General features: G+C 71.6%; 12 protein-coding genes. All 12 read right to left on the minus strand.

Going from position 1 to position 25,705, the window contains the following annotated elements; genetic code table 11:
- Nucleotides 1-69 precede the first annotated feature (69 nt).
- The 12 genes from OQ968_RS11320 to argC all read right to left on the minus strand — a co-directional run bounded on the left by OQ968_RS11320 (nt 70) and on the right by argC (nt 25,673).
- Nucleotides 70-3,150: a type I polyketide synthase gene (locus OQ968_RS11320; RefSeq protein ID WP_324677718.1), complete on the minus strand. Its 3,081-nt coding sequence runs from the start codon at nt 3,148-3,150 to the stop codon at nt 70-72.
- Complete coding sequence (locus tag OQ968_RS11325; protein WP_324677720.1) at nt 3,150-9,524, minus strand: type I polyketide synthase; 6,375 nt, start codon at nt 9,522-9,524, stop codon at nt 3,150-3,152. The genes OQ968_RS11320 and OQ968_RS11325 overlap by 1 nt, the downstream gene beginning before the upstream one ends.
- 15 nt (nt 9,525-9,539) lie before the next feature.
- Nucleotides 9,540-15,923 (minus strand): type I polyketide synthase, encoded by a 6,384-nt coding sequence (locus OQ968_RS11330; RefSeq protein ID WP_324677722.1) that lies wholly within the window; start codon nt 15,921-15,923, stop codon nt 9,540-9,542.
- Between the two features lie 80 nt (nt 15,924-16,003).
- Nucleotides 16,004-17,065, minus strand: coding sequence for a type III polyketide synthase (locus OQ968_RS11335; RefSeq protein ID WP_324677724.1), 1,062 nt, complete (start codon nt 17,063-17,065; stop codon nt 16,004-16,006).
- Nucleotides 17,066-17,188: 123 nt separating this feature from the next.
- Nucleotides 17,189-18,613, minus strand: coding sequence for an argininosuccinate lyase (gene argH / locus OQ968_RS11340; RefSeq protein WP_324677726.1), 1,425 nt, complete (start codon nt 18,611-18,613; stop codon nt 17,189-17,191).
- A 79-nt stretch (nt 18,614-18,692) separates the two neighbouring features.
- Complete coding sequence (locus OQ968_RS11345) at nt 18,693-19,889, minus strand: argininosuccinate synthase (RefSeq protein WP_324677728.1); 1,197 nt, start codon at nt 19,887-19,889, stop codon at nt 18,693-18,695.
- 21 nt (nt 19,890-19,910) lie between these two features.
- The gene (locus tag OQ968_RS11350; RefSeq protein ID WP_324677730.1) at nt 19,911-20,405 is read right to left on the minus strand and encodes an arginine repressor; all 495 of its coding nucleotides are present in this window, start codon (nt 20,403-20,405) and stop codon (nt 19,911-19,913) included.
- Nucleotides 20,402-21,328 carry an ornithine carbamoyltransferase gene (argF, locus tag OQ968_RS11355; protein ID WP_324677732.1) on the minus strand — a complete coding sequence of 309 codons (927 nt, stop codon included), beginning with the start codon at nt 21,326-21,328 and terminating at the stop codon, nt 20,402-20,404. Before argF ends, OQ968_RS11350 begins: the two co-directional genes overlap by 4 nt.
- Nucleotides 21,321-22,535 carry an acetylornithine transaminase gene (locus OQ968_RS11360; protein ID WP_324677734.1) on the minus strand — a complete coding sequence of 405 codons (1,215 nt, stop codon included), beginning with the start codon at nt 22,533-22,535 and terminating at the stop codon, nt 21,321-21,323. The genes argF and OQ968_RS11360 overlap by 8 nt, the downstream gene beginning before the upstream one ends.
- Nucleotides 22,532-23,419, minus strand: a complete 888-nt coding sequence (argB, locus tag OQ968_RS11365) for an acetylglutamate kinase (RefSeq protein WP_324677736.1) — start codon at nt 23,417-23,419, stop codon at nt 22,532-22,534. Before argB ends, OQ968_RS11360 begins: the two co-directional genes overlap by 4 nt.
- Nucleotides 23,416-24,633: a bifunctional glutamate N-acetyltransferase/amino-acid acetyltransferase ArgJ gene (gene argJ / locus OQ968_RS11370; RefSeq protein ID WP_324677737.1), complete on the minus strand. Its 1,218-nt coding sequence runs from the start codon at nt 24,631-24,633 to the stop codon at nt 23,416-23,418. The genes argB and argJ overlap by 4 nt, the downstream gene beginning before the upstream one ends.
- Nucleotides 24,630-25,673, minus strand: coding sequence for an N-acetyl-gamma-glutamyl-phosphate reductase (argC, locus tag OQ968_RS11375; protein WP_324677739.1), 1,044 nt, complete (start codon nt 25,671-25,673; stop codon nt 24,630-24,632). Before argC ends, argJ begins: the two co-directional genes overlap by 4 nt.
- Nucleotides 25,674-25,705 lie beyond the last annotated feature (32 nt).

Here is a 25,705-nt window from a genome sequence, read left to right on the forward strand (position 1 = left end):
GCTATTCAACGTCTGTCAAATAGGTGCCCGGAATTGATCCCGTAATCGATTCTGCCGACGCGGTTTTCGTCAATCAACACCGCCGTCCTCATCCGGATGCAGCGCCATCGCGATCAGGGCATCGGGGCTCAAAGAGTCGATGACGTCGTCGCCGACGGTCGAATCGGGACCAGGCTTTTCGGATTCGCCGGCGAGCTGTAGGAGTTTGTCGAGCAATCCGGTTCTGCGAAGCTCCCCGAGGGGAATCTTGCGCAGCGTCGACCAGATCTTGTGATCGTCCGATGCTTCGCGATCCCCAAGCAGCAGGTGCCGAAGGTATGCGGCCAATGCCGCAGGCGTCGGGTAGTCGAAGATCAGCGTGCGCGGCAATGCCAGTCCGGTTTCGGTCGTGAGGCGGTTGCGCAACTCGACCCCGGTCAGCGACTCGAACCCGAGGTCCTCGAAGGCGCGTTCGGTATCGATGTGATCGCCGCCCGGATGCCCCAGCACCGCCGCGGCATGCAGGCACACCAGCTCCAGCAGCTGACGCAGCTGCTCCCCGGGCGGCAGCGCCCGCAACCGCTCGGCCCGGCTCGCCCACCGGCTCGCGATGGGAGCCGGCGCATCTTCGCGCTCGCCCAGCCAATATCGCTGCCGGGCGAATCCATACGTCGGCAGCTCCACCCGGCGGGCCCCCGTGCCGGTCAACACCGCCGCCCAATCCACGTTCGCACCGTTGGCGAACAGGCGCCCGGCCGCGCTGAGCACCGATTCGATTTCGGGGCGGTCGCCGGCGAGCGTCGCGACCGAGGTGCCGCGCTCGCCCGTCAACGATTGATCCACCGCGGCCGTCAGGGCCGCGCCGGGACCCACCTCCACAAACACGTCGGCGCCGAGGGACTCGGCGGCCCGTACCCCGTCGACGAACCGGACCGGTTCCCGAACGTGCCGGACCCAATATTCGGGCGACCCATACCCGGTACCGGCCGGCTGCCCGGTCACGTTGGACACCAACTGGATTCGCGGCCGATCCGCCGATACCCCGGCCACCACCCGGCCGAACTCCTCGACGACGGGTTCCATCAACGGCGAATGAAACGCGTGCGAGACGGCCAACCGATGCACACGGCGGCCCTGCTCCGCCATCCGGTCCGCGATGGCGGCCACCGGGTCCCGCTCACCCGAAATCACCACCGACGTCGGGCCGTTGACCGCCGCAATGCCGACGCCCTCGGTCAGCAGTGGCGACACCTCGTCCTCGGCGGCGGCCACCGCGACCATCGCCCCGCCGGCCGGCAGCCCGGCCATCAACCGGCCCCGGGCCGCCACCACCTTTGCCGCGTCCGCCAACGACAGAACGCCCGCCACGCACGCCGCGGTGAGCTCGCCCACCGAATGGCCCATCACGACGTCCGGAACGACACCCCACGATTGCCACAACGCCGCCAGCGCGAACTCGACGGCGAATAGGGCCGGCTGGGCGAACTCGGTGTTCTGCAGCAGCGCGGCATCATCACCCCACATCACCCGCTTCAGCGGTATCCGCAGGTGCCCGTCCAGTGCGCGCACGGCTTCGTCGAACGCGTTGGCGAACAACGGGAATCGGTCGTACAGCGGGGCGCCCATCCCCAGCCACTGCGAGCCCTGGCCGGAAAACACGAACACCGTCTTGCCCGGCTCCTGGGCGCGCCCCGCGACGACGCCCGCATGCGGGCGCCCGGCCGTCAATTCCGCCAGCCCCGCCGCGACGTCGTCCCGGTCGGCGCCGACCAGCACGGCCCGATGCTCGAACACCGTCCGGGTCGTCGCCATCGACCACGCCACGTCGGCCACGGCCAAACCCTCATGGTTTCGCAGGTGTTCGGCCAGCCGCCCGGCCTGGTTCGCGAGCGCGTCGACCGATCGCGCCGACAGCACCAAGGCCGTCGCGGCGTGATCACGCTCGGCCACAGGGCTTTCCGGCGCCGCGGGAGCCTCCTCGAGGATCACGTGGGCGTTGGTGCCGCCCATTCCGAACGACGACACGCCGGCCCGCCGCGGCCGGTCCCGCGCGGGCCAGGGTGTGAGCTCGGTGTCGACGCGCAGCCGCAGGCTGTCCAGGTCGATCTGGGGATTCGCGCGCGCATGGTTGAGAGTCGGTGGGATCAGAGCGTTTTCGAGCGCCAGGACGGCCTTGAGCAGGCCGGCGATTCCCGCGGCGCCACCCGCGTGGCCGATGTTGGTCTTCACCGATCCCACGCTGACCGGACGACTTTCGCGGTTGGCGAATATTTCACCCAGCGCGTTCGCCTCGACTCGATCGCCGACTTCGGTTCCGGTGCCGTGTGCCTCGATGTAGTCGATCTCGTCGGCGGCAAGGTTCGCGTTGCTCAGCGCACACCGGATGACGTCGGCCTCCCCGGAAACCGAGGGCACGGTCTGGCCCGCCGAGCTGTGGCCCGCATTGCCCACGGCGCTGCCGCGGATGATCGCGCGGATGCGGTCCCCGTCGTCGAGGGCGGCGCGCAACGATTTCAGCAGCACCAGGGCACCGCCTTCGCCCCGCACGTAACCGTCGGCACGCTCGTCGAACGCGTAGGTGTGTCCCGAGGGCGACAGCGCACCGAATTCCGTTTCGAGCAGCGCTGTTTCGTCGGCCAGGTTGAGGTGGATGCCGCCGGCGATCGCCAGCCGCGCCTCGCCCGTGCGCAGGCTTTCGCATGCCAGGTGCACCGCGACCAGGGAGGACGATTGACCGGAGTCGACGGTCAGGCTGGAACCCCGCAACCCGAAGGCATAGGAGATCCTGTTGGCGATCATTCCCCTGCTGATCCCGGCAAACGAGTGGTGGTCGAGATTGTCGAGGTTGTTCGGGGCGTCGCGCAGCGTCAGGATGGCGTAGTCGTCGGTCATCGCCCCGAGGCAGGTCGAAACGCGTTCGCCGCGCAGCGTTTCCGGCAGCACGAAAGCGTCTTCGAAGAGTTCCCACGCCAATTCGAGGGCCAATCGCTGCCGCGGGTCCATCGCGCGGGCCTCGCGGGGCGACAGGTTGAAGAAGTCGGCGTCGAACCCGGCGACGTCGCCCGGCAGCCGCGTCGCTTCGGCTCCGTCGCGGACGAGGCGCCAGAAATCGCCGGGCCCGGCGGCGCAGGGGAACCTGCATGCCAGGCCGATGATCGCGATGTCGGTCATCAGGGGCCGACGTCCTCGTCGAGGATGGCGAAGAGCTCGCTTTCGCTGGCGGTCGCGATGTCGTCGCCGTCGTTGCCGTCGCCGCCGTCGTCCATGGGTGCGCTAGGGGCCGGCGCGCTGAGCCCGGTGAGGATGGTTTGGATGCGCGCAGCGAAGTGAGCCTTTTCGTCCGGGGTCCAGTCGCCCTGGTTGACCAACGTTTGCAGCTCGCGGGCGATGTCGTTGAAGCGGGCCAGCCGGTCCGGTTCGGCGCCGTTGGTGATCGTCGCGAAGCTGAGCTGCTCGTCGACGTGTTCGGCCAGCGCCGCCGGGGTGGGGTAGTCGAAGATGAGGGCGGGTGAAAGGGTCAGCCCGGTGGCGGTTTTGAGGCGGTTGCGGAGTTCGACGGCGGTCAGCGAGTCGAACCCGAGGTCCTGGAACGGCAGCTGGGCCTCGACGTCCGCGCTGGAACGCCCCAGAACGGTCGCGGCGTTGGTGCACACCAACTCCACCAACTGGAGGTGTCGCTGCTCGGGGCTGAGGCCGTGCAGCCGGAAGGCCAACCCCGACGTCGACACCGCGTCGTCGGGGTCGACGACGAGCCGGCGCCCCGGGCGGGTCACCAGGTCGCGAAGCAGCGGCGGCACAACGCCGCTCGCGCCCAACCCCGCCCCGTCGAGCCGGGCGGCGACCACCACCGCGCGGTCGGCCAGCATGGCGTCGTCGAACAGCTGTAGGGCCTGCGCGGTGGACAGCGGTGCGAGCCCGGCCCGGCTCATGCGGGCCTTGTCGCGGTCGGCCAGGTGTCGGGTCATCGCGCTGGCCTGCTCCCACAGCCCCCAGGCCACCGACAACCCGGCCAGCCCCTGCGCCCGCCGATGCGCGGCCAGCCCGTCGAGAAAACTGTTGGCCGCCGCGTAATTGCCCTGCCCCGGGGTCCCCACGATGCCGGCCATCGACGAAAACAGCACAAACGCCGACACATCCAAACCCCGGGTCAGCTCATGCAAATTCCAGGCCCCATCCACCTTGGCCCGCAACACCGCATCCACCCGCTCGCGCGTCAACGACCCGATCAACCCGTCATCGAGCACCCCCGCGGCATGAAACACCCCCCTGAGCGGATATTCGTCCGGCAGCCCCGCGATCAGCGCCGCCACCTGGCCGCGATCGGCCACATCACAGGCCACCACCGACACCCGCGCACCGGCGCCTTCGAGCCGGGCCACCAACTCCGCCACACCCTCCCCGCCCGCTCCGCTGCGGCTGGCCAACACCACATGCCCCACCCCATAGCGGGCCACCAAATGCCCGGCCAGCGCCGAACCGGCCATCCCGGTCCCCCCGGTGATCACCACGCTGCCCCCGGCCAGCCCGCCGCCCGAGCCCGCCAGCACCGCGTTGCCGGGGCCGTCGGGCAGGGTCAACACGACCTTGCCGACATGGCGGGCCTGGCTGACGAAACGGTAGGCCGAGGATGCGCAGCGCACGTCAAAGGCCTTGACGGGCAACGGCTTCAATGTGCCGTCCGCAAACAGGGCCATCAGCTCGGCGAGCATCGCCGCGGTGCGATCCGGGCCGGCCTCCATCAGGTCGAATGCCCGGTACTTCACGCCCGGATGCCCGGCTGCCACCGCCTGCGGGTCGCGCAGGTCGGTCTTGCCCATCTCGATGAAGTGCCCGCCACCGGCCAGCAACCGCAGCGACGCGTCAATGAACTCCCCGGCCAGCGAGTTGAGCACCACATCCACCCCGGCCCCGCCCGTGGTCGCCAGGAACTTCTGCTCGAACTCCAACGTTCGCGAGTCACCGATGTGGTCGTCGTCAAAACCCATCGCCCGCAACGTATCCCACTTGCCGCGGCTGGCGGTGACGAAAACCTCCGCCCCCCAATGACGGGCCAGCTGCACCGCGGCCATGCCCACCCCGCCGGTGCCCGCGTGCACCAACACCTTCTGCCCCGCCGTGACGCCGGCCAGCACCGACAACCCGTACAGCGCGGTCAAAAACACCACCGGCACACCGGCGGACCGCGCCGGCGACCAGCCCGCCGGCACCGCGGTCACCAGCCGCGCATCCACCACCGCCTCGGAGCCCACCACCCCCAACAGCCCCAGCACCGCATCGCCGACCGCGAGCCCGGTCACGCCGTCGCCGACCTCGACGACCACGCCCGCGCCCTCGGCTCCCAGCTCGCCGCCGCTGGGGTACATTCCCAACGCCACCAGCACATCCCGGAAGTTCACCCCGACCGCGGCCACCGCCACCCGCACCTGCCCGGCCGCCAGCTCCCCCCGCGGGCACGACCGCACCACCAGGTCCTCCAACGTGCCCCCGCCGCCGGCGGCGAGCCGCCACCCGCCCGCGGGCAACTCCAGCACGGTCCCCGCCCCGACCGGGGCCAACCGGGCGGCGTGCGCCACACCCGCGCGCACCACCAATTGCGGCTCGCCGCAACCGATCACGTCGCGGGCATCGATCGACCCGTCCGAGTCCACCAGGACCACCCGGCCCGGATGCTCGGCCTGCGCCGAGCGCACCAGCCCCCACACCGCCGCGCCGGCCAAATCCTCGACTCCCTCGGCGGCCCAGCTGATCGCCCCGTGGGTCACCACCGCCAGCATCCCGGAACCCTCACCGGCCAGAAACGGCTGCAACACCCCCAGCGCCTCGTGGGTGGCCGCATACACCGACCCGACATCGGCGCCCGCGACCGGCCGCCACACCACAACGTCGTCGCTCCGAACGCCGTTGGGCTCCAAGCGGATCGGTGACCACACGACGTCGAACAGGCCGCCGCCGCCCCCGGCGGCCGCCGCGATCGCGGCCGACAGCGCCTTCGCCGAGACCGGGCGAACCACCAGCTCGCGCACCGACAGCACGGGCAGGCCCGCGCCATCGGCCAAGTCCACCGACACCGCGCCCACCCCGGCCGGTGCGATCCGGACCCGAACCCGCGATGCGCCCGCGGCGTGCAAACACACGCCCTGCCAGGAAAACGGCAACACGGTCGAGTCTCGGCCCTCGGCGATCCCCCACGCGTGCAACGCCGCGTCCAGCACCGCGGGGTGAATCCCGAACCCGGCGACCGTCACGCCCTCGCCGATCGCCACGTCGGCGAAGATCTCTTGTCCCCGCCGCCACATCCCCCGCAAGCCTTGAAACGCCGGACCGTACTCGTAGCCCCGGCCCGCCAACACGGCGTACAGGTCGCCGGCGTCCACCGCCGAGGCGCCGGCCGGCGGCCACACCGACAGATCGGCGGCGGGCGCGGGCGCACCCGTGTTCAGCACGCCCTGCGCGTGCAGCACCCACACCGAATCCGGTTGCGCGGCGCGCGAATAGACCCACACCGTTCGCGAACCCGACTCGCCGGGGGCATCCACCACCAGCTGCACCCGCACCCCACCGGGCGCCGGCAGCACCAGCGGCGCCAGCAACGTCAGCTCCTCGACCACCGAGCAGCCGACCTCGTCGCCCGCCCGCAACACCAGCTCCACGAAGCCCGCGCCGGGAAACAGCATCACCCCGTCGACGACGTGATCCGCCAGCCAGGGGAAATCGCCCACCGACAGCGCGCCGGTCAGCACCACGCCACCCGAGTCGGGGCGCTCCACCACCGCGCTCAACAACGGATGCCCGGCGCGCGTCAGCCCCGCGCCGCTGATGTCCGCCGCGCCGACCGCCCCGTAGGGCAGCCAAAACCGCTGCCGCACAAAGCCGTAGGTTGGTAGGTCGATTCGACGCCCGCCCTCCAGCGCGGCGGGCCAATCGACGCCGACGCCGCGGGTGAACATCTGCGCCAGCGCGGACAGCAGCGACTCGGGTTCGGGCCGGTCCTTGGCCAGCGTCACCACCGAGGCCGCCTGCCCGGCGGTCAGCGACTGCTCGACGGCGGCGGTGAGACCACGGCCGGGACCCACCTCCACGAACAGGCCGGCGCCGATCGATTCGGCGACCCGCACGCCGTCGACGAAGCGGACCGGCCGCCGCACGTGGTCGACCCAGTACCGCGGTGAGCCGTACCCGGCACCGGCCAGCTCACCGGTGAGGTTGGACACCAGCGCAATTCGCGGTTCGGCGGCCGAAACCCCGGCGAGCAGTCGCGCGAACTCCTCGAGCATCGGCTCCATCAGCACCGAATGGAAGGCGTGCGACACCGCCAGGCGGTGGACCCGCCGGCCCTGCCGCGCCAACCGTTCCGCCACCGCGGTCACCGGGCCGTCGGCACCCGAGATCACGACCGCGTTGGGGCCGTTGATCGCCGCGATGCCCACGCCGTCGGTGAGCATGGGCGCCACCTCGGATTCGGCGGCGGCTATCGCAACCATCGCCCCGCCGGCGGGCAGGGCCGCCATCAGCCGGCCCCGGCCCGCCACCACCCTGGCCGCGTCCGCAAGCGACAGCACCCCGGCGACGTGGGCCGCGGTGATCTCGCCCACGGAATGGCCCGTCACCACGTCCGGCACCACGCCGACGTGCCGCAGCAGCGCCGCCATTGCCACCTCGACGGCGAAAAGCGCCGGCTGCGCGAATTCCGTGCTCTCCAGCAGCGCGGCGTCATCGCCCCAGATCACCTGCCGCAGTGGCAATCTCAGGTGGGGATCCAATGCTGTCGCCGCGTCGTCGAACGCCTCCGCGAAGGCCGGGAAGCGCTCGTGCAACTCTAGGCCCACCCCCAGCCACTGCGCGCCCTGGCCGGGAAACACGAACGCGATCTTGCCCGCCGCCTGGGCGCGCCCGACCACGACGCCCGCGCCCGGCTCGCCGGCGGCCAGCTCGATCAGGCCCGCCATGAGATCGTCACGGCCGGCGCCGACCACCACGGCCCGGTGGTCGAATGTGGACCGCGTCGTCACCAGCGACCAACCCACGTCCGCGGGGCTCAGGTCCGCCTCGGCGGCCACCCGCGCCAGCAATCGCCTGGCCTGGTTGGCCAACGCGCGCTCCGAGCGGGCGGACAGCACCCACGCCGTCGCGGAGTCGTCGGGCGGCGCCGCAACGCTTTCGGCCTCCGGCGCCGGCGGCTGCTCGATGATCACGTGCGCGTTGGTCCCGCTGATCCCGAACGACGACACGCCCGCGCGGCGGGGGCCGTCCCCCTCCGGCCAGGGCCGTGACTCGCTCAACACCGACACCGCCCCCGCCGACCAATCCACGTGCGGCGTGGGCACATCCACGTGCAGCGTCTGCGGCATGATGCCGTGCCGGATCGCCTGCACCACCTTGATCACCCCGGCCACCCCCGCGGCGGCCGACGTGTGACCGATGTTGGATTTGATGGACCCCAGCCACAGCGGCCGATCCGCCGGCCGATCCTGCCCGTAGGTGGCCAGAAGCGCTTGCGCCTCAATCGGATCGCCCAACGTGGTGCCCGTCCCGTGGCCCTCCACCAGGTCCACGTCGGCCGCGGCCAACCGGGCATCGGCCAGCGCGGCCCGGACGACCCGTTGCTGCGCCGGCCCATTGGGCGCGGTCAGCCCGTTGGACGCGCCATCCTGGTTCACCGCGGAGCCCCGCACGACGGCCAACACCGGGTGCCCCAGCCGTCGCGCGTCGGCAAGGCGCTCCACGACCAGGACCCCCGCCCCCTCGGACCATGCGGTGCCGTCGGCCGCGCCGGCGTACACCTTGCACCGCCCGTCGGGCGCCAGTGCCCGCTGGCGGCTGAATTCCACGAATGCCGCGGGCGTGGCCATCACCGTCACGCCGCCCACCACCGCCAGATCGCTCTCCCCCGACCGCAACGACTGCGCGGCCAGGTGCAGCGCCACCAACGACGACGAACACGCGGTGTCCACCGACACCGCCGGGCCCTCCAGGCCCAGCACGTACGACACCCGCCCCGAGGCGACGCTCAGCGTCGAGCCGGTGAGGCCGTAGCCCTCCAGCTCGCCGTGCACCTCGCCGCCGTAGCCGGCGTGGATCACGCCGGCGAACACGCCCGTCGCCGAACCGCGCAACCCCATCGGGTCAATCCGGGCCCGCTCCAACGCTTCCCACGACAGCTCCAGCATCAGCCGCTGCTGGGGATCCATCGCGAGCGCCTCGCTGGGACCGACGCCGAAGAATCCGGCGTCGAAATCCCCGGCGTCGGTGAGGAATGAGCCCTGGCGCACGTACATCTTGCCCGGCGCGTCGGGGTCCGGGTCGTACAGCCCGGCCACGTCCCAGCCCCGATCCGCGGGAAAGTCGGACACCGCGTCGCGACCCTCGACCACCATGTCCCACAGGCCCTCGGGCGAATCCACCCCGCCCGGATACCGGCACGCCATCCCCACCACCGCCACCGGCTCGGACAGCTTGCCTTCCAATTCGGAAAGGCGCCGCCGGGTGCGCCGCAGATCCGCGGTGAGGCGCTTCAGGTAGTCAAGATGCTTGTCGGTCCCCGACACTGTCGCTCCGTCGTGTTAGGAGCCGAGCTCTTCGTCGAGGATCGCGAAGAGCTGGCTTTCGGTGGCATTTTGGAGGTCCTCGTCGTCGAGGTCGTGCGGCTCGTTGGGGTCGTGGTGGGTGCCGAGAACGGTCAGCAGGGCCTGGATTCGGGCGGCGAGCTGCGTTCTGTCCTCGGGTTTCCAGTCGGGTCGCTCGAGCAGCGCTTGCAGTTCACGAGTGATGTCGTCGAAGCGGTTCATGTTCGGTTCGGCGCCGGTGGTGTCGGCGGCCAGCCGGGTGTCGAGGTGCTCGGCCAGGACGATCGGCGTCGGGTAGTCGAAGATCAGGGTGGGCGAAAGGCTCAGTCCGGTGGCGGTTTTGAGGCGGTTGCGGAGTTCGACGGCGGTCAGCGAGTCGAACCCGAGGTCTTGAAAGACGCTGCCGGCGTTGATGTCCGCGGCGTTCTGGCGGCCCAGCACGGTGGCCGCGTTGCCGCACACCAGTCCGACGAGTTGGTCGTGGCGCTGCTCGGCGGTGAGGCCGCGCAGCCGCGCGACGAGGCTCGTCATCGACGCCGCCGTGCTGTCGGCCTCGTCGATGACGCGCCGGGCGGGCCGGGCGGCCACCAGCTTGCTCAGCAGCGGCGGCAGCGCGGCGCGCTGGTCGGCCAGCGCGGCGGGGTCGACGCGAGCGGCCACCGTCGTGGCGCGGTCGGTGAGCATGGCGTCGTCGAACAGCCGTAGCGCCTGCTCGGTGGACAGCGGCGCGAGCCCGAGCCTGCTCATCCGGGCGATGTCGCGGTCGGCCAGGTGTCGGGTCATCGCGCTGGCCTGCTCCCACAGCCCCCAGGCCACCGACAACCCGGCCAGCCCCTGCGCCCGCCGATGCGCGGCCAGCCCGTCGAGAAAACTGTTGGCCGCCGCATAGTTGCCCTGCCCCGGGGTCCCCACGATGCCGGCCATCGACGAAAACAGCACAAACGCCGACACATCCAAACCCCGGGTCAGCTCATGCAAATTCCAGGCCCCATCCACCTTGGCCCGCAACACCGCGTCCACCCGCTCGCGCGTCAACGACCCGATCAACCCGTCATCGAGCACCCCCGCGGCATGAAACACCCCCCTGAGCGGATATTCGTCCGGCAGCCCCGCGATCAGCGCCGCCACCTGGCCGCGGTCGGCCACATCACAGGCCACCACCGACACCCGCGCACCGGCGCCTTCGAGCCGGGCCACCAAATCGGATACGTCTTCGCCGCCGGCTCCGCTGCGGCTGGCCAACACCACATGCCCCACCCCATAGCGGGCCACCAAATGCCCGGCCAGCGCCGAACCGGCCATCCCGGTCCCCCCGGTGATCACCACGCTGCCCCCGGCCAGCCCGCCGTCGCATCCACTGAGCAGCGCGCCCGGCCCGTCGGGGACGATGAGCACCAATTTGCCGACGTGCCGGGCCTGGCTGATCATGCGGTAGGCGGTCGCGGCGCAGCGCACGTCAAAGGCCTTGACGGGCAACGGCTTCAATGTGCCGTCCGCAAACAGGGCCATCAGCTCGGCGAGCATCGCCGCGGTGCGATCGGGGCCGGCCTCGATCAGGTCGAATGCCCGGTAGTGCACGCCGGGATGTTGGGCTGCCACCGCCTGGGGGTCGCGCAGGTCGGTCTTGCCCATCTCAATGAAGTGCCCGCCACCGGCCAGCAATCGCAGCGACGCGTCGATGAACTCGCCGGCCAGCGAGTTGAGCACCACATCCACCCCGGCCCCGCCGGTGGCGGCCAGGAACTTCTGCTCGAACTCGCACGTTCGCGAGTCCCCGATGTGGTCGTCGTCAAAACCCATCGCCCGCAACGTGTCCCACTTGCCGCGGCTGGCGGTGACGAAGACCTCGGCCCCCCAATGGCGGGCCAGCTGCACCGCGGCCATGCCCACCCCGCCGGTGCCCGCGTGCACCAACACGCGCTGGCCGGCCTGGACGCCGGCCAGCACCGACAACCCGTACAGGGCGGTCAAGAACACCACCGGCACCCCGGCGGCCCGCGCCGGCGACCAGCCCGCGGGCATCGCGGTCACCAGCCGGGCATCCACCACCGCCTCGGAGCCGACCACCCCCAACAGCCCCAGCACCGCGTCGCCGACCGCGAGCCTGGTCACGCCGTCGCCGACCTCGACGACCACGCCCGCGCCCTCGACGCCGATCTCGCCGCCGCCGGGATACATTCCCAACGCCACCAGCACATCCCGGAAGTTCACCCCGACCGCGGCCACCGCCACCCGCACCTGCCCCGCGGCCAACTCCCCCCGCGGGCACGACCGCACCACCAGGTCCTCCAACGTGCCCCCGCCACCCGCGGTCATCCGCCACGCGCCGGCCGGCAGTTGCGGCGCGCCCACGGTCGACAACCGGGCTGCATGGGCGACGCCGGAGCGCACCACCAATTGTGGTTCGCCGCAGCCGATCACGTCGCGGGGGTCGATCGACCCGTCCGAGTCCACCAGGACCACCCGTCCCGGATGCTCGGCCTGCGCCGAGCGCACCAGCCCCCACACCGCCGCACCGGCCAAATCCTCGACGCCCTCACCGGGCAGCCCCACCGCCCCTTGCGTGACCACGACGAGCACCCCGGAACCCTCACCGGCCAGCCAGGATTGCAGCACCCCCAGCGCCTCGTGGGTGGCCGAATACACCGACCCGACATCGGCGCCCGCGCCCGGCCGCCAAATCATCACGTCACCGCCAACGGCGTTGGGCTGCAACGGCACCGGCGCCCAGGTCACCTCGAACAGCCCGCCGCCGCCCCGAGGCCCAGCCGGCGCCGACAACTGCGCCACCGAGACCGGGCGAACCACCAGCTCGCGCACCGACAGGACCGGCAGGCCCGCACCGTCGGCCAGGTCCACCGACACCGCCGCCACGCCCACCGGTGCGATCCGGACTCGCGCCCGCGACGCGCCCGCGGCGTGCAAACACACGCCCTGCCAGGAAAACGGCAACATCGTCTCGGCCTGTTCGCCGGCCACGCCCATCGCGTGCAACGCCGCGTCCAGCAGCACCGGGTGGATTCCGAAACCGCCGACCTCCGTTCCGGCGGCCTCCGGGACGGCGACCTCGGCGAAGACCTCGTTGCCGCGCTGCCACATCGCCCGCAAGCCTTGAAATGCCGGGCCGTACTCATAGCCCCGCTCGGCGAGTCGCTCGTAGGCGACGGCGACGTCCATCGCCGTCGCCCCCACCGGCGGCCACACCGACATGTCCGCGGCCGGCCGCACGGTGCCGGCGCTCAACACGCCCTCGGCGTGCAACACCCATTCCGAACCGGGCTCGGCACCAAGCGAATACACCGATACGGTCCGGTCCCCTGAACCGGACGCGGCGCCCACCACCACCTGTACCTGCGCCCCGTCACGCAGCGGCAGCGGCGCCGACAGCGTCAGCTCCTCCACCACGGTGCAGCCGACCTCGTCGCCGGCCCGAAACACCAGCTCCACGAAGCCCGCGCCCGGGAACAACACCGTCCCGGCCACCGCGTGATCGGCCAACCACGGTTGGGCGGCCGTCGAGAGCCGGCCGGTGAGCACCACCCCGCCCGAGTCGGGTCGCTGGACCACCGCGCCCAGCAGGCCGTGTTCGGCCCCCGCCAAACCCAGGCCGCCCACGTCCGCGGCAGCGGCGCCGGAGTCCGGCAGCCAAAACCGTTGGCGCTGAAAGGCATACGTCGGCAACGGCACCTGGCAGCCACCGGTGAACGCCGCCCGCCAGTTCACCGCCACGCCCGCGGCGTGGGCCTGACCCGCCGACAGCCAAAACCGGTCCAGCCCGCCGTCGTCGCGGCCCAGCGACGGAACGACGACGGCGTCGCCGCCGTGCGGGGCGTCACCGGCCAGGGTCTCCTCGATGCCGGCGATCAGCACCGGATGCGGGCTGGATTCGATGAACACCCGATGCCCGGCGTCGCGGGCGCCGCGCACCGCGCGCTCGAACTGCACGGTCTGCCGGATGCTCCGGTACCAGTACTCGGCGTCCAAACCGGCGGTGTCCATCGGCCCACCGGTGACCGTCGAGAAGAACGCCACCGGGGACGAGTGCGGCTCGATGCCACTCAGCGCCCGGGCAAGCGGCTCACGGATCGCATCCACCTGCGCCGAGTGCGAGGCGTAGTCGACGTCGATCCTGCGGGCCCGCACGCCCTGGGCCTCGCAGCACCCCATCAGTTCCTCCAGGGCGTCCACCTCACCGGAGACGACGACGGCCGAAACACCGTTGACGGCAGCGATATCGAGACGGCCGGCCGATCGCGCCAGCAACTCGTGCGCCCTCGGCAGCCCACACGCCAGGGAGACCATTCCCCCGGCGCCGGACAACCGAACCAGCAGCCGGCTGCGCAGCGCCACCACCCGGGCGGCGTCCTCGAGCGACAACGCCCCCGCCACGTACGCCGCGGCGATCTCGCCCTGGGAGTGGCCGATCACCGCGTCGGGGCGCACGCTCACCGACCGCCACAGCTCGGCCAGCGACACCATCACCGCCCACAGGACCGGTTGCACCACATCGACGCGGTCGAGCCCCGGCGCGCCCGCCGCGCCGCGGATGACGTCGATCAGGGACCATTCCACGTGCTCGCCGAGCGCCTTTTCGCATTGGTGCATCTGGTCGGCGAATACCCTTGACGTGTCGAGCAATTGGGCCCCCATGCCGGCCCATTGCGAGCCCTGCCCGGGAAAGACGAACACCGTCCGGTCCACCCCGCGCGCCCGCCCCGCGACGACGTTCGCGCCGGGATCGCCGGCCGCCAGCCCGGCCAGCCCGGCCATCAGCTGCTCACGGTCGCCCACCACCACCGCCCGGTGCTCGAACACCGAGCGTGTCGACGCCAGCGACCAGCCCACGTCGACCGCATCCAGGTCCGGGTCGGCGGCCACGTGCGCCCGCAACCGGTCCGCCTGCGCGGCCAACGCCTCGGCCGAACGGGCCGACAACACCCACGGAACCGCCGGCATGTCGCTATCACCCGAAGCGCCAACGCCTTCCGGAGCCGGCGGCGGGGCTTCCTCCAGGATCACGTGCGCGTTCGTCCCGCTGATCCCGAACGATGACACGCCGGCCCGCCGCGGCCGGTTCTGCGCGGGCCAGTACCGCGGCTCCGCCAACAACGAGACCGCGCCCGCCGACCAATCCACGTGCGGCGTCGGCACATCCACGTGCAGGGTGCGCGGCATCAGGCCGTGCCGGATCGCCTGCACCATCTTGATCACCCCGGCCACGCCCGCGGCGGCCGACGTGTGTCCCATGTTCGACTTGATCGACCCCAACCACAGCGGGCGATCCGCGGGGCGGTCCTGCCCGTAGGTCGCCAGAAGCGCTTGGGCCTCAATCGGATCGCCCAACGTGGTGCCCGTCCCGTGGCCCTCCACCAGGTCCACGTCGGCCGCGCTCAGCCGCGCGTTGGCCAGCGCGGCACGAACCACCCGCTGCTGCGCCGGCCCGTTCGGGGTCGCCAGCCCGTTGGACGCGCCATCCTGGTTGACCGCCGAGCCGCGCACCACCGCGAGCACCGGATGCCCCGTCCGCCGCGCGTCGGCCAACCGCTGCAGCACCAAAACCCCGACACCCTCGGAGAAACCAGTTCCGTCGGCCGCACCGGCGTAGGCCTTGCACCGCCCGTCGGCGGCCAGCGCGCGCTGACGACTGAACTCGATGAACATCGCCGGGGTGGCCATCACCGTCACCCCGCCGACCAACGCCACGTCGCACTCGACCGCCCGCAACGAGCGCGCCGCCAGGTGCAGCGCCACCAACGACGACGAACACGCCGTATCCACCGACACGGCGGGGCCTTCCAGGCCCAGCGAGTACGCGACCCGCCCGGAGGCCACGCTCAGCGTCGAACCGCGCAACCCGTATCGCTCCAGGTCTCCGGGCACCCGCCCCTGGCCGCCGTACGAACCGTGGAATATCCCGGCGAACACGCCCGTCATCGAACCCCGCAGCGTCGACGGGTCAATCCCGGCCCGCTCCAACGCTTCCCACGACACCTCCAGCAGCAAGCGCTGCTGCGGATCCATCGCGAGCGCCTCGCTGGGCGCGATGCCGAAGAACCCGGCATCGAAATCGGCTGCGTCCGAAAGGAACCCCCCGCAGCGGGCGTACGACTTTCCGATCGCGTCGGGATCAGGATCGAACAGGCCGCCGAGATCCCAGCCGCGGTCGGCCGGGAAATCGGACACCACGTCGCGGCCTTCGACCACCATCTCCCACAGGGCCTCCGGGGAGTCCACCCCGCCCGGATACCGGCACGCCATCCCCACCACCGCGATCGGGTCGTTCGCCGCGGCCAGCTGCTCGCGGTTCTCCCGCTTCAGCCGCTCGTTTTCCTTCAACGACGCGCGCAGGGCCCTGACAAGCTCGTCCTGGCTGCTGTTCATGCGACCCACGTAAAACCCTTCATCGCCGCGACCCCAATATGGCGGTGCCTAACCGACGAGCAGGAATCCACGGGCGCGCATCAGTGCCAACGCAACAACACGAGTTCGGAGCAGAAGCCGGGGCCCATCGCGATCATCAGCCCGGCGCTCTCGCTGGGCGGCGGTTTGGCGAGGGTGTCGCGCAGCACGTGCAGCACCGATGCGGAGCTGAGGTTGCCGATCTCGCCAAGCGAGCGCCAGGTCAGCTCGAGCGCCTCGGGCGCCAGGTCGAGGCTCGCGTTGATCGCCTCGATGACCTTGGGGCCGCCGGGGTGGCTGACAAAGGCGCCGATGTCGGTGGTGGTCAGGTCGTGCGCCCCCAGAAACTGCGTGACGTCGTCCTCGATGTACTGCTCCACGACGGCCGCGACGTCCTTCGACAGCACCAGCTCGAACCCCGTCGTGCCGATGTCGTAGCCCATGGTGCGCAGCGAGTCGGGATACAGGTGGCTGCGGGAGTCGAGGATGTCGGGCCCGCCGGCGCCCACCCGTTCGGCGCGCCGCTCCCCGACCGCGACCACCGCGCCGGCGCCGTCAGCAAACAACGCGCTGCCGACCAGACCGGCCAGCGACGGCTTGTATCCGGGGTAGGTCAGCGAGCAGAGCTCGACCGAAACCAGCGCCGCGACCCCGTCCGGCGCGCCGCGCAGGTAGTCGTTCAGCCGGGCCACCCCTGCGGCCCCGGCCACGCAGCCCAGGCCGAACAGCGGCACCCGCCGCACGTCGTCGCGCAGCCCGAGCCGCCCCGCGATCCGGGCGTCCAGCGACGGCACCGCCAGCCCGGTGACCGTCGTCGTGACGAGCACGTCGAGGTCCTGCGGCCGCAGGCCGGCCTCGTCCAGCGCGCCGGACAGCGCCTCGCAGCCCAGGTCGACGGCGTTTTCGATGAAGATCCGGTTCGCCTGGCCGAAGTCGGTCAGCGCCGGGTACCGCTCCAGCGGCAGGACCAGGTGCCGGCTGTTGACCTTGGCGCTGGCGTGCAGCTGGCGGACGATGTCCTCGTACCCCTCGAACTCCGGAATGCTGACGAAGAAGTCGGTGAGCTCCCGCTGGGGATACCGATACGGCGGCAACGCACCGGAAACACCTGCGATGACGCTCATCGGTCCCACCCCTTGGTAACGAACGTCCGGGCCGAGAGGTTCACCCGGACTGCATAGCTGAGGGCAGCTTAGTCGGCTCGCAAATTGACGGCAAAGAAACGGCGGATCCCGTTCAGGTCCCGTTCAGGCCGCCGACTGCTGCCGCAGCCGCTCGTTCAGCCGCTCGCAGCTGGCCAGGACCGCGTCGAGTTGGTCGGCGACCCGGGTCGGCGCGGTGCCACCCCTGGCGTCGCGCGCCGCCACCGAGCCCTCGATCGTCAAAACCTCCCTGACCTGCGGCGTCAGGTCGGCGCTGATGGCGGCCAGCTCGTCGTCGGTCAGCTCCTCGAGCCCGACGCCGCGCGCCTCGGCCGCGCGCACCGCGGCGCCGGCGGCCTCGTGCGCGGAACGGAACGGAACACCTTGGCGCACAAGCCATTCGGCGATATCGGTGGCCAGCGTGTACCCGGCCGGGGCCAGGGCGGCCATCCGCTCGACGTTGAACGTCAGGCTGCCCACCAGCCCCGCCATCGCCGGCAGCAGCAGCTCCAGCTGGGCCACCGAGTCGAACACCGGTTCCTTGTCCTCCTGCAGGTCACGGTTGTAGGCCAGCGGCTGGGCCTTCAGGGTCGCCAGCAGCCCGGCCAGGTTTCCGATCAGCCGCCCCGACTTGCCGCGGGCCAGCTCGGCGATGTCGGGGTTCTTCTTCTGCGGCATGATCGAGCTGCCGGTGGACCACGAATCGTGCAGCGTGACGTAGCCGAACTCCGTCGAGCTCCAGATGATGATGTCCTCGGCCAGCCGGGACAGGTCAACGGCGATCATCGCGAACACGAACGCGGCCTCCGCGGCGAAATCCCGGGCCGCGGTCGCGTCGACGGAGTTGTCGGCGGCGGCGGCGAAACCCAGGTCGGCGGCGATCGCGTCGGGGTCCAGGCCCAGCGACGACCCGGCCAGCGCGCCCGCGCCGTACGGGGACACCGCCGCGCGCTTGTCGAAGTCGACGATCCGGTCCACGTCGCGCAGCAGGGGGTGCGCGTGCGCCAGCAGGTGGTGGGCCAGCAGGATCGGCTGGGCCGACTGCAGATGGGTCTTGCCGGGCATGATGGCCCTCGGGTGCGCGCCGGCCTGGGCGGCCAGCGCCGCCACCACGTCGAGCGCCCCGGCGGCGACCCGGCGCACCGCGTCGCGCAGCCACATCCGGAACAGCGTGGCCACCTGATCGTTACGGGACCGGCCGGCCCGCAGCCGCCCGCCCAGGTCGGGTCCCACCCGGTCGATCAGACCGCGCTCCAGGGCGGCGTGCACGTCCTCGTCGCTGACCAGCGGGGTGAAGCTGCCGTCGGCCACGTCCGCGGCGAGGCTGTCCAGCCCGGCCAGCAGGCCGTCGCGCTGCTCCTCGGTGAGCAGCCCGGCCCTAAACAGCACGATGGTGTGGGCCCGCGACGCGGTGATGTCGTAGGGCGCCAGCACCCAGTCGAAGTGGGTGGACTTGCTCAGCGCGGCCAGCGCGTCGGACGGGCCGTCGGCGAACCGCCCGCCCCACAGCGACCCCTCGCGGGTGCTCACTTTTCTCCGGCGAGCAGACGCAAATGCACCGTTTTGCCCGGCGTGTCGGGGGCTTTTATGTCTGCTCGCGGGGAAAGGGTCACTGCTGGTCCCGGCGGGCCGCGATCTTCGACGACAACCCGTGCACGTACACGAAGCCCTTCGACATGGACTGGTCGAAGCAGTCGCCCTCGTCGTAGGTGGCCAGGTTGAAGTCGTACAGGGATTCGTCGCTGCGGCGGCCATTGACCGCAATGTGCCCGCCGTGCAACACCATTCGGATCTCGCCGGAGACGTGCTCCTGCGTCTTGGCGACGAAGCTCTCCAGCGCGACCTTGAGCGGCGAGTACCACAGCCCGTCGTACACCAGCTCGGCCCAGCGCTGGTCGGTGTGTCGCTTGAAGCGGCCCAGCTCACGCTCGAGGGTGACGTGCTCGAGCTCGGTGTGCGCGGTGACGAGCACCATCGCCCCGGGCGCCTCGTAGATTTCGCGGCTCTTGATGCCGACCAGCCGGTCCTCGACGACGTCCAGGCGCCCCACGCCCTGCGCGCCGGCGCGGGCGTTGAGCTCCTGGATCGCCTGCAGCATCGACACCGGCCGGCCGTCGATGGACACCGGCGCGCCGCGCTCGAACCCGACGATCACCTCGTCGGGCGGGCTCCAGGTCACGGTGGGGTCCTCGGTGTAGGCGTAGACATCCTTGGTGGGGGCGTTCCAAAGGTGTTCCAGGAAGCCGGTTTCCACGGCGCGGCCCCACACGTTCTGGTCGATCGAGAACGGCGACCGCTTGGTGACGTTGATCGGGATAGCGTTCTCCTCGGCGAACGCGATAGCCTTCTCCCGCGTCCAGGCGTAGTCGCGCACCGGCGCCAGCACCTCCAAATCCGGTGCCAGCGAAGCGAATCCGACCTCGAACCGGACCTGGTCGTTGCCCTTGCCGGTGCAGCCGTGCGCGACGATGCCGCCGCCGTGCTCGCGCGCGGCCGCGACCAGGTGCTTGACGATCAGCGGCCGGCTGATCGCGGACACCAGCGGGTAGCGGTCCATGTACAGCGCGTTGTTCAGCACGGTGGGCAGGCAGTACTCGTCGGCGAATTCGTCGCGGGCATCGACCACGACCGCCTCGACGGCGCCGCAGTCCAGCGCCCGCTGGCGGATGACCTCCATGTCCTCGCCGCCCTGGCCGAGGTCGATCGCCACCGCCACGACCTCGCGGCCGGTCTCCTTGCCGATCCAGCTGATCGCCACCGAGGTGTCCAGGCCGCCCGAATACGCCAGGATGACGCGTTCCGACATGACTCTCCTTTATTCGAGCCTTTACTTGAGGCTTTCCAGTGTGGCGGCCAGCTCGGCTCCGGTCATCGGCTCCCGGGCCGCCACGAAGAGGGTGTCGTCGCCGGCGATGGTGCCGACGACGTACGGTAGCGCCGCCCGGTCGATTGCGCTGGCCAAATAGTCGGCCGCGCCGGGCGGGGTGCGCAGCACCGCCAGGTTCGCGCTGGAGTCGGCGGACACCAGCAGCTCGCCCAGCAGCCGGGACAGCCGGGCCGTGCCGCCGGATACTCCGCGCACCGGGCTGCCGTCCTCGGGGACGACGTAGACGCCGACGCCGCCGTCGGCGCCGCGCAGCTTCACCGCGCCCAGCTCCTCGAGGTCGCGCGACAGCGTCGCCTGGGTGACGTCGATGCCCTCACCGGCCAGCCGGGCCGCCAGTTCGCTCTGGCTGCTGATCGACGACGACGACAGGATGGCCACGATGCGGGCCTGCCGTCCGGCCCGGGTGGTCTCCGGCGTGGGCTTCGAGCGGGTCATCGGGATCGCTCCAAAAGCCACACCAGCAGCGCCTTCTGCGCGTGCAGCCGGTTCTCGGCCTCGTCCCACACCGCGCTGCGCGGCCCGTCCATCACCTCGTCGGTGATCTCGTGCCCGCGATGGGCCGGAAGGCAATGCAGCACAATCGCTTCCGAGTCCGCCAGCCCGACGAGCCGCGGGTTGACCTGGAACGGCCGGAACGGCGCGACCCGGTCCAGGCCGTCGCCCTCCTGGCCCATCGACGTCCAGGTGTCGGTCACCAGGACGTCGGCGCCCGCGGCGGCCGCCTCGGCGTCGGCGGTGACCAGCACCGAGGCGCCGGTGGCCCGCGCGCGCCGCTTGGCGGCGGCCACCACCGCCGGGTCGGGCGCGAAGCCGTCCGGCGCGGCGACGGTGACGTGGACGCCGGCGGTGACGGCGCCGAGCATCAGCGAATGGGCCATGTTGTTGGCGCCGTCGCCGAAGTAGGACAGCCGGACCCCGCGCAGTGTCCCCTTGCGTTCGGCGATGGTCTGCAGGTCGGCCAGCACCTGGCACGGATGGAACTCGTCGGACAGCGCGTTGACCACCGGCACCGTCGCGGTCGAGGCCATGGCGTCGAGCCGGTCCTGCCCGAACGTCCGCCACACGATGGCGTCGACGTAGCGGGACAGCACCCGCGCGGTGTCCTGCAGGGTCTCGTCGCGGCCCAGCTGGGTGCTGCCGGTGTCGACGACGACGGCGTGCCCGCCGAGCTGCGCGACGCCCACCTCGAACGAGAACCGGGTGCGGGTGGAGTTCTTGTCGAACAGGACCGCGACGCCGCGGGGCCCCTCCAGCGGGCGACGGCCGAACGGGTCCTTCTTCAGTTCGGCGGCCAGCTGCAGCACCTCGGCCTGCTCGGCGGGTGAGAGGTCGTCGTCGCGCAGGAAGTGCCTAGGCATCGGCGGCCCCGTCTCTGGAAGCACGGTCCAGGATGGCCGGCAGCGCGGCGACGAAGCCGTCGATCTGGGCCTCGGTGATGATCAGCGGCGGCGCCAGCCGGATGACGTCGGGCGCGGCGGCGTTGACCAGGAATCCCGCGTCGCGGGCGGCCGCCTCGGCGTGCTTGGCGCGCTCGGCGGTCAGCACGATGCCCAACAGCAGCCCGCGGCCGCGCACCTGGCCGATCAGCGGGTGGCCCAGCCCTTCGATGCCGTGGCGCACCGACTTGCCCAGCACCTCGGCGCGCCGGACCAGGTCGTCGGCCGCCAGCACGCGCAGGACCGCCAGCGCCGCCGCGGCGCAGACCGGGTTGCCGCCGAAGGTGCTGCCGTGCAGGCCCGGCGTCAGCAGCTCCGCCGCCGCCCCGACCGCCAGGCACGCCCCGATCGGCAGCCCGCCGCCGAGGCCCTTGGCCAGGGTCACCACGTCGGGGGTGATGCCGTCGTGCTGGTGGGCGAAAAAGGCGCCGGTGCGGCCCATCCCGGTCTGCACCTCGTCGAGCACCAGCAGCGCGCCGTGCCGGGCGGTGATCTCGCGGGCGGCGACCAGGTAGCCCTCGGGCGGGACGACGACGCCGCCCTCCCCCATGATCGGTTCCAGGAACACCGCGGCGGTGTCGTCGCCGACCGCGGCGGCCAGCGCGCCGGCGTCCCCGTACGGGACGTGGGTGACCTCACCGGGCAGCGGCGCGAACGGCGCCTGCTTGCTCGGCTGCCCGGTCAGCGCCAGCGAGCCCATCGTCCGGCCGTGGAAAGCCCCTTGCGCCGCAACGAGTTTCGTGCGCCCGGTGAGCCGGGACAGCTTGAACGCCATCTCGTTGGCCTCGGTGCCGGAGTTGCAGAAGAACGCCCGCGCCGGGGCCCCGTTTTCGTCGGACGCGCCCAGCAGCCCGACCAGCTCCTCGGCCAGCGCGATGGCCGGTTCGGTGGCGTACAGGTTGGACGTGTGGCCCAGCGTCGCCATCTGGTGCGTGACGGCCTCGACGACGGCGGGGTGGCGATGGCCCAGCACGTTGACCGCGATGCCGCCCAGCAGGTCCAGGTAGGCCCTGCCGTCGACGTCGGTGACGACGGCGCCGTCCCCGGTGGCCAACGCGACCGCCGGGGTGCCGTAGTTGTGCATCATCACGGCTTCCCACCGCTGCTTGATGGAGTCGGTGCGCGTCACGACGCAACCACCTTGGTGCCGGTGCCCGCGTCGGTGAACAACTCCACCAGCACGCAGTGCTCGACCCGGCCGTCGATGACGTGCGCGCTGGGCACGCCCGCGGTGACCGCCCGCAGGCACGCCTCCACCTTGGGGATCATGCCCGCCTCCAGCGTGGGCAGCAGCTGCGCCAGCGTGCCGGCGTCGATCTCGCTGGCCAGCGAATCCCGGTCGGGCCATTTGGTGTACAGGCCTTCGACATCGGTGAGCATCAACAGCTTCTCGGCGCCCAGGGCTTCGGCCAGCGCCGCCGCGGCGGTGTCGGCGTTGATGTTGTGCACCACCCCGTCGGCGTCGGGCGCGAGCGTCGACACCACCGGAATGCGCCGCGCCGCAATCAGATCCAGCACCGCGGCGGTGTTGACCTGGTCGACGTCGCCCACCAGGCCGATGTCGGTGGCCACGCCGTCGACGGTGACGCTGCGCCGCACGGCGGTGAACAGTTGCGCGTCCTCGCCGGTGATGCCGACGGCGTAGGGCCCGTGCGCGTTGATCAGGTTGACCAGTTCGCGGCCCACCTGTCCGAACAGCACCATCCGCGCCACGTCGAGCACCTCCGGTGTGGTGACCCGGAATCCGCCCTTGAAGTCGCCCTCGATGCCGAGGCGGCGCAGCATGGCGGTGATCTGCGGCCCGCCGCCGTGCACGACGACGGGGTGGATGCCGCAGTTGCGCAGGAAGGCCATGTCGGCGGCGAAGGCATGTCGCAGCGTGTCGTCGGTCATGGCGTTGCCGCCGTACTTGATCACGACGATCTTGCCGTGCAGCTGCTTGAGCCACGGCAGGGCTTCGGCCAGCACCTGCGCCTTGACCCCGATGCTCAACTCGTCGACGTTCAGGGTCATGAGCTGTAGGCGGAGTTCTCTTCGACGTAGCCGTGCGACAGGTCGGTGGTGCGGATCGCGGCCGTGGCGTCCCCCAGGCCGAGGTCGACGGCGATGTCGATGTCGGCGCCCGACAGATCCACCTCGCGCGCGCCCGGAGCCCCGACCCCGTCGACGCACACCGCAAACCCGTTGAACGACACGGCGATTCGATCGGGCTCGACCGTGACACCGGGCGCCAGGCCGACGGCCGCGACCACCCGGCCCCAGTTGGGGTCCGACCCGAACATCGCGGTCTTGACCAGGCTGTCGCGGGCGATCGCCCGGGCGGCCGCCACCGCCTCGTCCTCGGAGACCGCCCCGGTCACCGTCACGGTGACGCGTTTGGTGACGCCCTCGGCGTCGGCCTGCAGCTGCGCGCACAGGTCGTCGCAGACCCGCAGCACCGCATCGTCGAGATCGGTTTGGGCCGGGGCGATCCCGCTGGCACCCGACGCCAGCAGCAGCACGGTGTCGTTGGTGGAACAGCAGCCGTCGATGTCCAGCCGGTCGAACGTGCGCGCCACCGCGCGGCGCAACGCCGTGTCGAGCGCCGCCGGGTCGGCGACGGCGTCGGTGCTGAGCACGCACAGCATGGTCGCCAGCGACGGTGCCAGCATGCCCGCGCCCTTGGCCATCCCGCCGACCGTCCAGTTGTTCCGATGGTGCAGCGCAACCTGTTTGGGCACCGTGTCGGTGGTCATGATGGCCTGCGCGGCGTCCTCGCCGCCGGACAGCCCGCCGGCCATCTCGTGCACGATCTGGCGGACGCCGGCCAGCACCCTGTCCATCGGCAGCCGGTCGCCGATCAGCCCGGTTGAGCAGACCGCGACCTCGATGGCCCCGGTCTCGGTCCCCCAGTCCGACAACGCCGCGGCCACCGCCTCCGCGGTGGCGTGGGCGTCCTGGAAGCCGCCCGGCCCGGTGCACGCGTTGGCGCCGCCGGAGTTGAGGATCACCGCGCGCAGCGCCCCGGTGGTCAGCGCCTGCTGGGTCCACAGCACCGGCGCGGCCTTGACCCGGTTGCGGGTGAACACGCCGGCGGCCGAGTAGTCGGGTCCCTCGTTGAAGACCAGCGCGAGGTCGCGGGCCCCCGACGCCTTGATCCCGGCGGCGATGCCGGCCGCGCGGAACCCGGCCGGGGCGGTGACGCCCTGCTCACGCAGCAGCCGCGCGGCCGCTGCCGTCGACGTCACGGCGCGACCCCGACCGTCGAAAGGCCCTCCGCCTCCGGCCAACCCAGCGCCAGGTTCATCGACTGCACCGCGGCGCCCGAGGTGCCCTTGACCAGGTTGTCGATCGCGGCGATCGCGACGAACGTCTCGGCGGCCTCGTCCACCGCGACGGCGACGTGCGCCGCGTTGCTGCCGATCACCGAACCGGTGCGGGGCAGCTGCCCATCGGGCATCAGGTAGACGAAAGGCTCTGCGTCGTAAGCCTTTTCGTAGGCGGCCCGCAGTTGGGACAGCGGGGAGCGGGTGCGCGCGGTGCAGGTCGCCAGGATCCCCCGCGAGGTCGGGATGAGCACCGGCGTGAACGACACCGTGACGTCGCGATCGGTGACGGCCCGCAGCCCCTGTGCGATCTCGGGCGTGTGCCGGTGGGCGCCGGCGATGTTGTAGGCCCGCGCCGACCCGATGACCTCCGAGCCGAGCAGGTCGGCCTTGGCCGCGCGGCCGGCCCCGGAGGTGCCGCTGACGGCGACCACCGTGACGGCGGGTTCCACCAGGTCCTCGGCCACCGCGGGCAGCAGCGCCAGCAGCGCCGCGGTCGGATAGCAGCCCGGCACCGCGATGCGGCGGGCGCCGCGCAGCCGCTCCCGCGCGCCGGGCAGCTCCGGCAGCCCGTATGGCCAGCTGCCGGCGTGCGGGGAGCCGTAGAACCGCTCCCACGCGGCGGCGTCGTCGAGCCGGAAGTCCGCGCCGCAGTCGATGATCAGGGTGTCGGGGGCGAGCCGTTCGGCCAGGGCCGCCGAATTCCCGTGCGGCAGGGCCAGGAACACCACGTCATGTCCGTTCAGCACGCCGAGCTCGGTGGGCTCCAGCACCCGCTGGGCCAGCGGCGTCAGGTGCGGATGGTGCTCGGCCAGCGTGCTGCCGGCACTGGCCGCGGCGGTCACCGAACCGATCTCGAGCCGGCCGTCGGAGCAGGCGGGATGCCCGAGCAACAGGCGCAGGATCTCGCCGCCCGCGTAGCCGCTGGCCCCGGCGACCGCCACCTTCAGAACATCGGCCATTTCGGCAATTCTGCATGTTTATGCACTTGATT

The sequence above is a fragment of the Mycobacterium sp. 663a-19 genome, assembly GCF_035616495.1.
Taxonomy (GTDB): Bacteria; Actinomycetota; Actinomycetes; order Mycobacteriales; family Mycobacteriaceae; genus Mycobacterium.

Excerpts from the sequence above, each read along its gene's own strand:
- OQ968_RS11320 (WP_324677718.1), bottom strand. The coding sequence starts at position 3,150 with ATGACCGACATCGCGATCATCGGCCTGGCATGCAGGTTCCCCTGCGCC.
- OQ968_RS11330 (WP_324677722.1), bottom strand. The coding sequence starts at position 15,923 with ATGAACAGCAGCCAGGACGAGCTTGTCAGGGCCCTGCGCGCGTCGTTG.
- OQ968_RS11335 (WP_324677724.1), bottom strand. The coding sequence starts at position 17,065 with ATGAGCGTCATCGCAGGTGTTTCCGGTGCGTTGCCGCCGTATCGGTAT.
- OQ968_RS11345 (WP_324677728.1), bottom strand. The coding sequence starts at position 19,889 with ATGTCGGAACGCGTCATCCTGGCGTATTCGGGCGGCCTGGACACCTCG.
- OQ968_RS11350 (WP_324677730.1), bottom strand. The coding sequence starts at position 20,405 with ATGACCCGCTCGAAGCCCACGCCGGAGACCACCCGGGCCGGACGGCAG.
- argF (WP_324677732.1), bottom strand. The coding sequence starts at position 21,328 with ATGCCTAGGCACTTCCTGCGCGACGACGACCTCTCACCCGCCGAGCAG.
- argB (WP_324677736.1), bottom strand. The coding sequence starts at position 23,419 with ATGACCCTGAACGTCGACGAGTTGAGCATCGGGGTCAAGGCGCAGGTG.
- argC (WP_324677739.1), bottom strand. The coding sequence starts at position 25,673 with ATGGCCGATGTTCTGAAGGTGGCGGTCGCCGGGGCCAGCGGCTACGCG.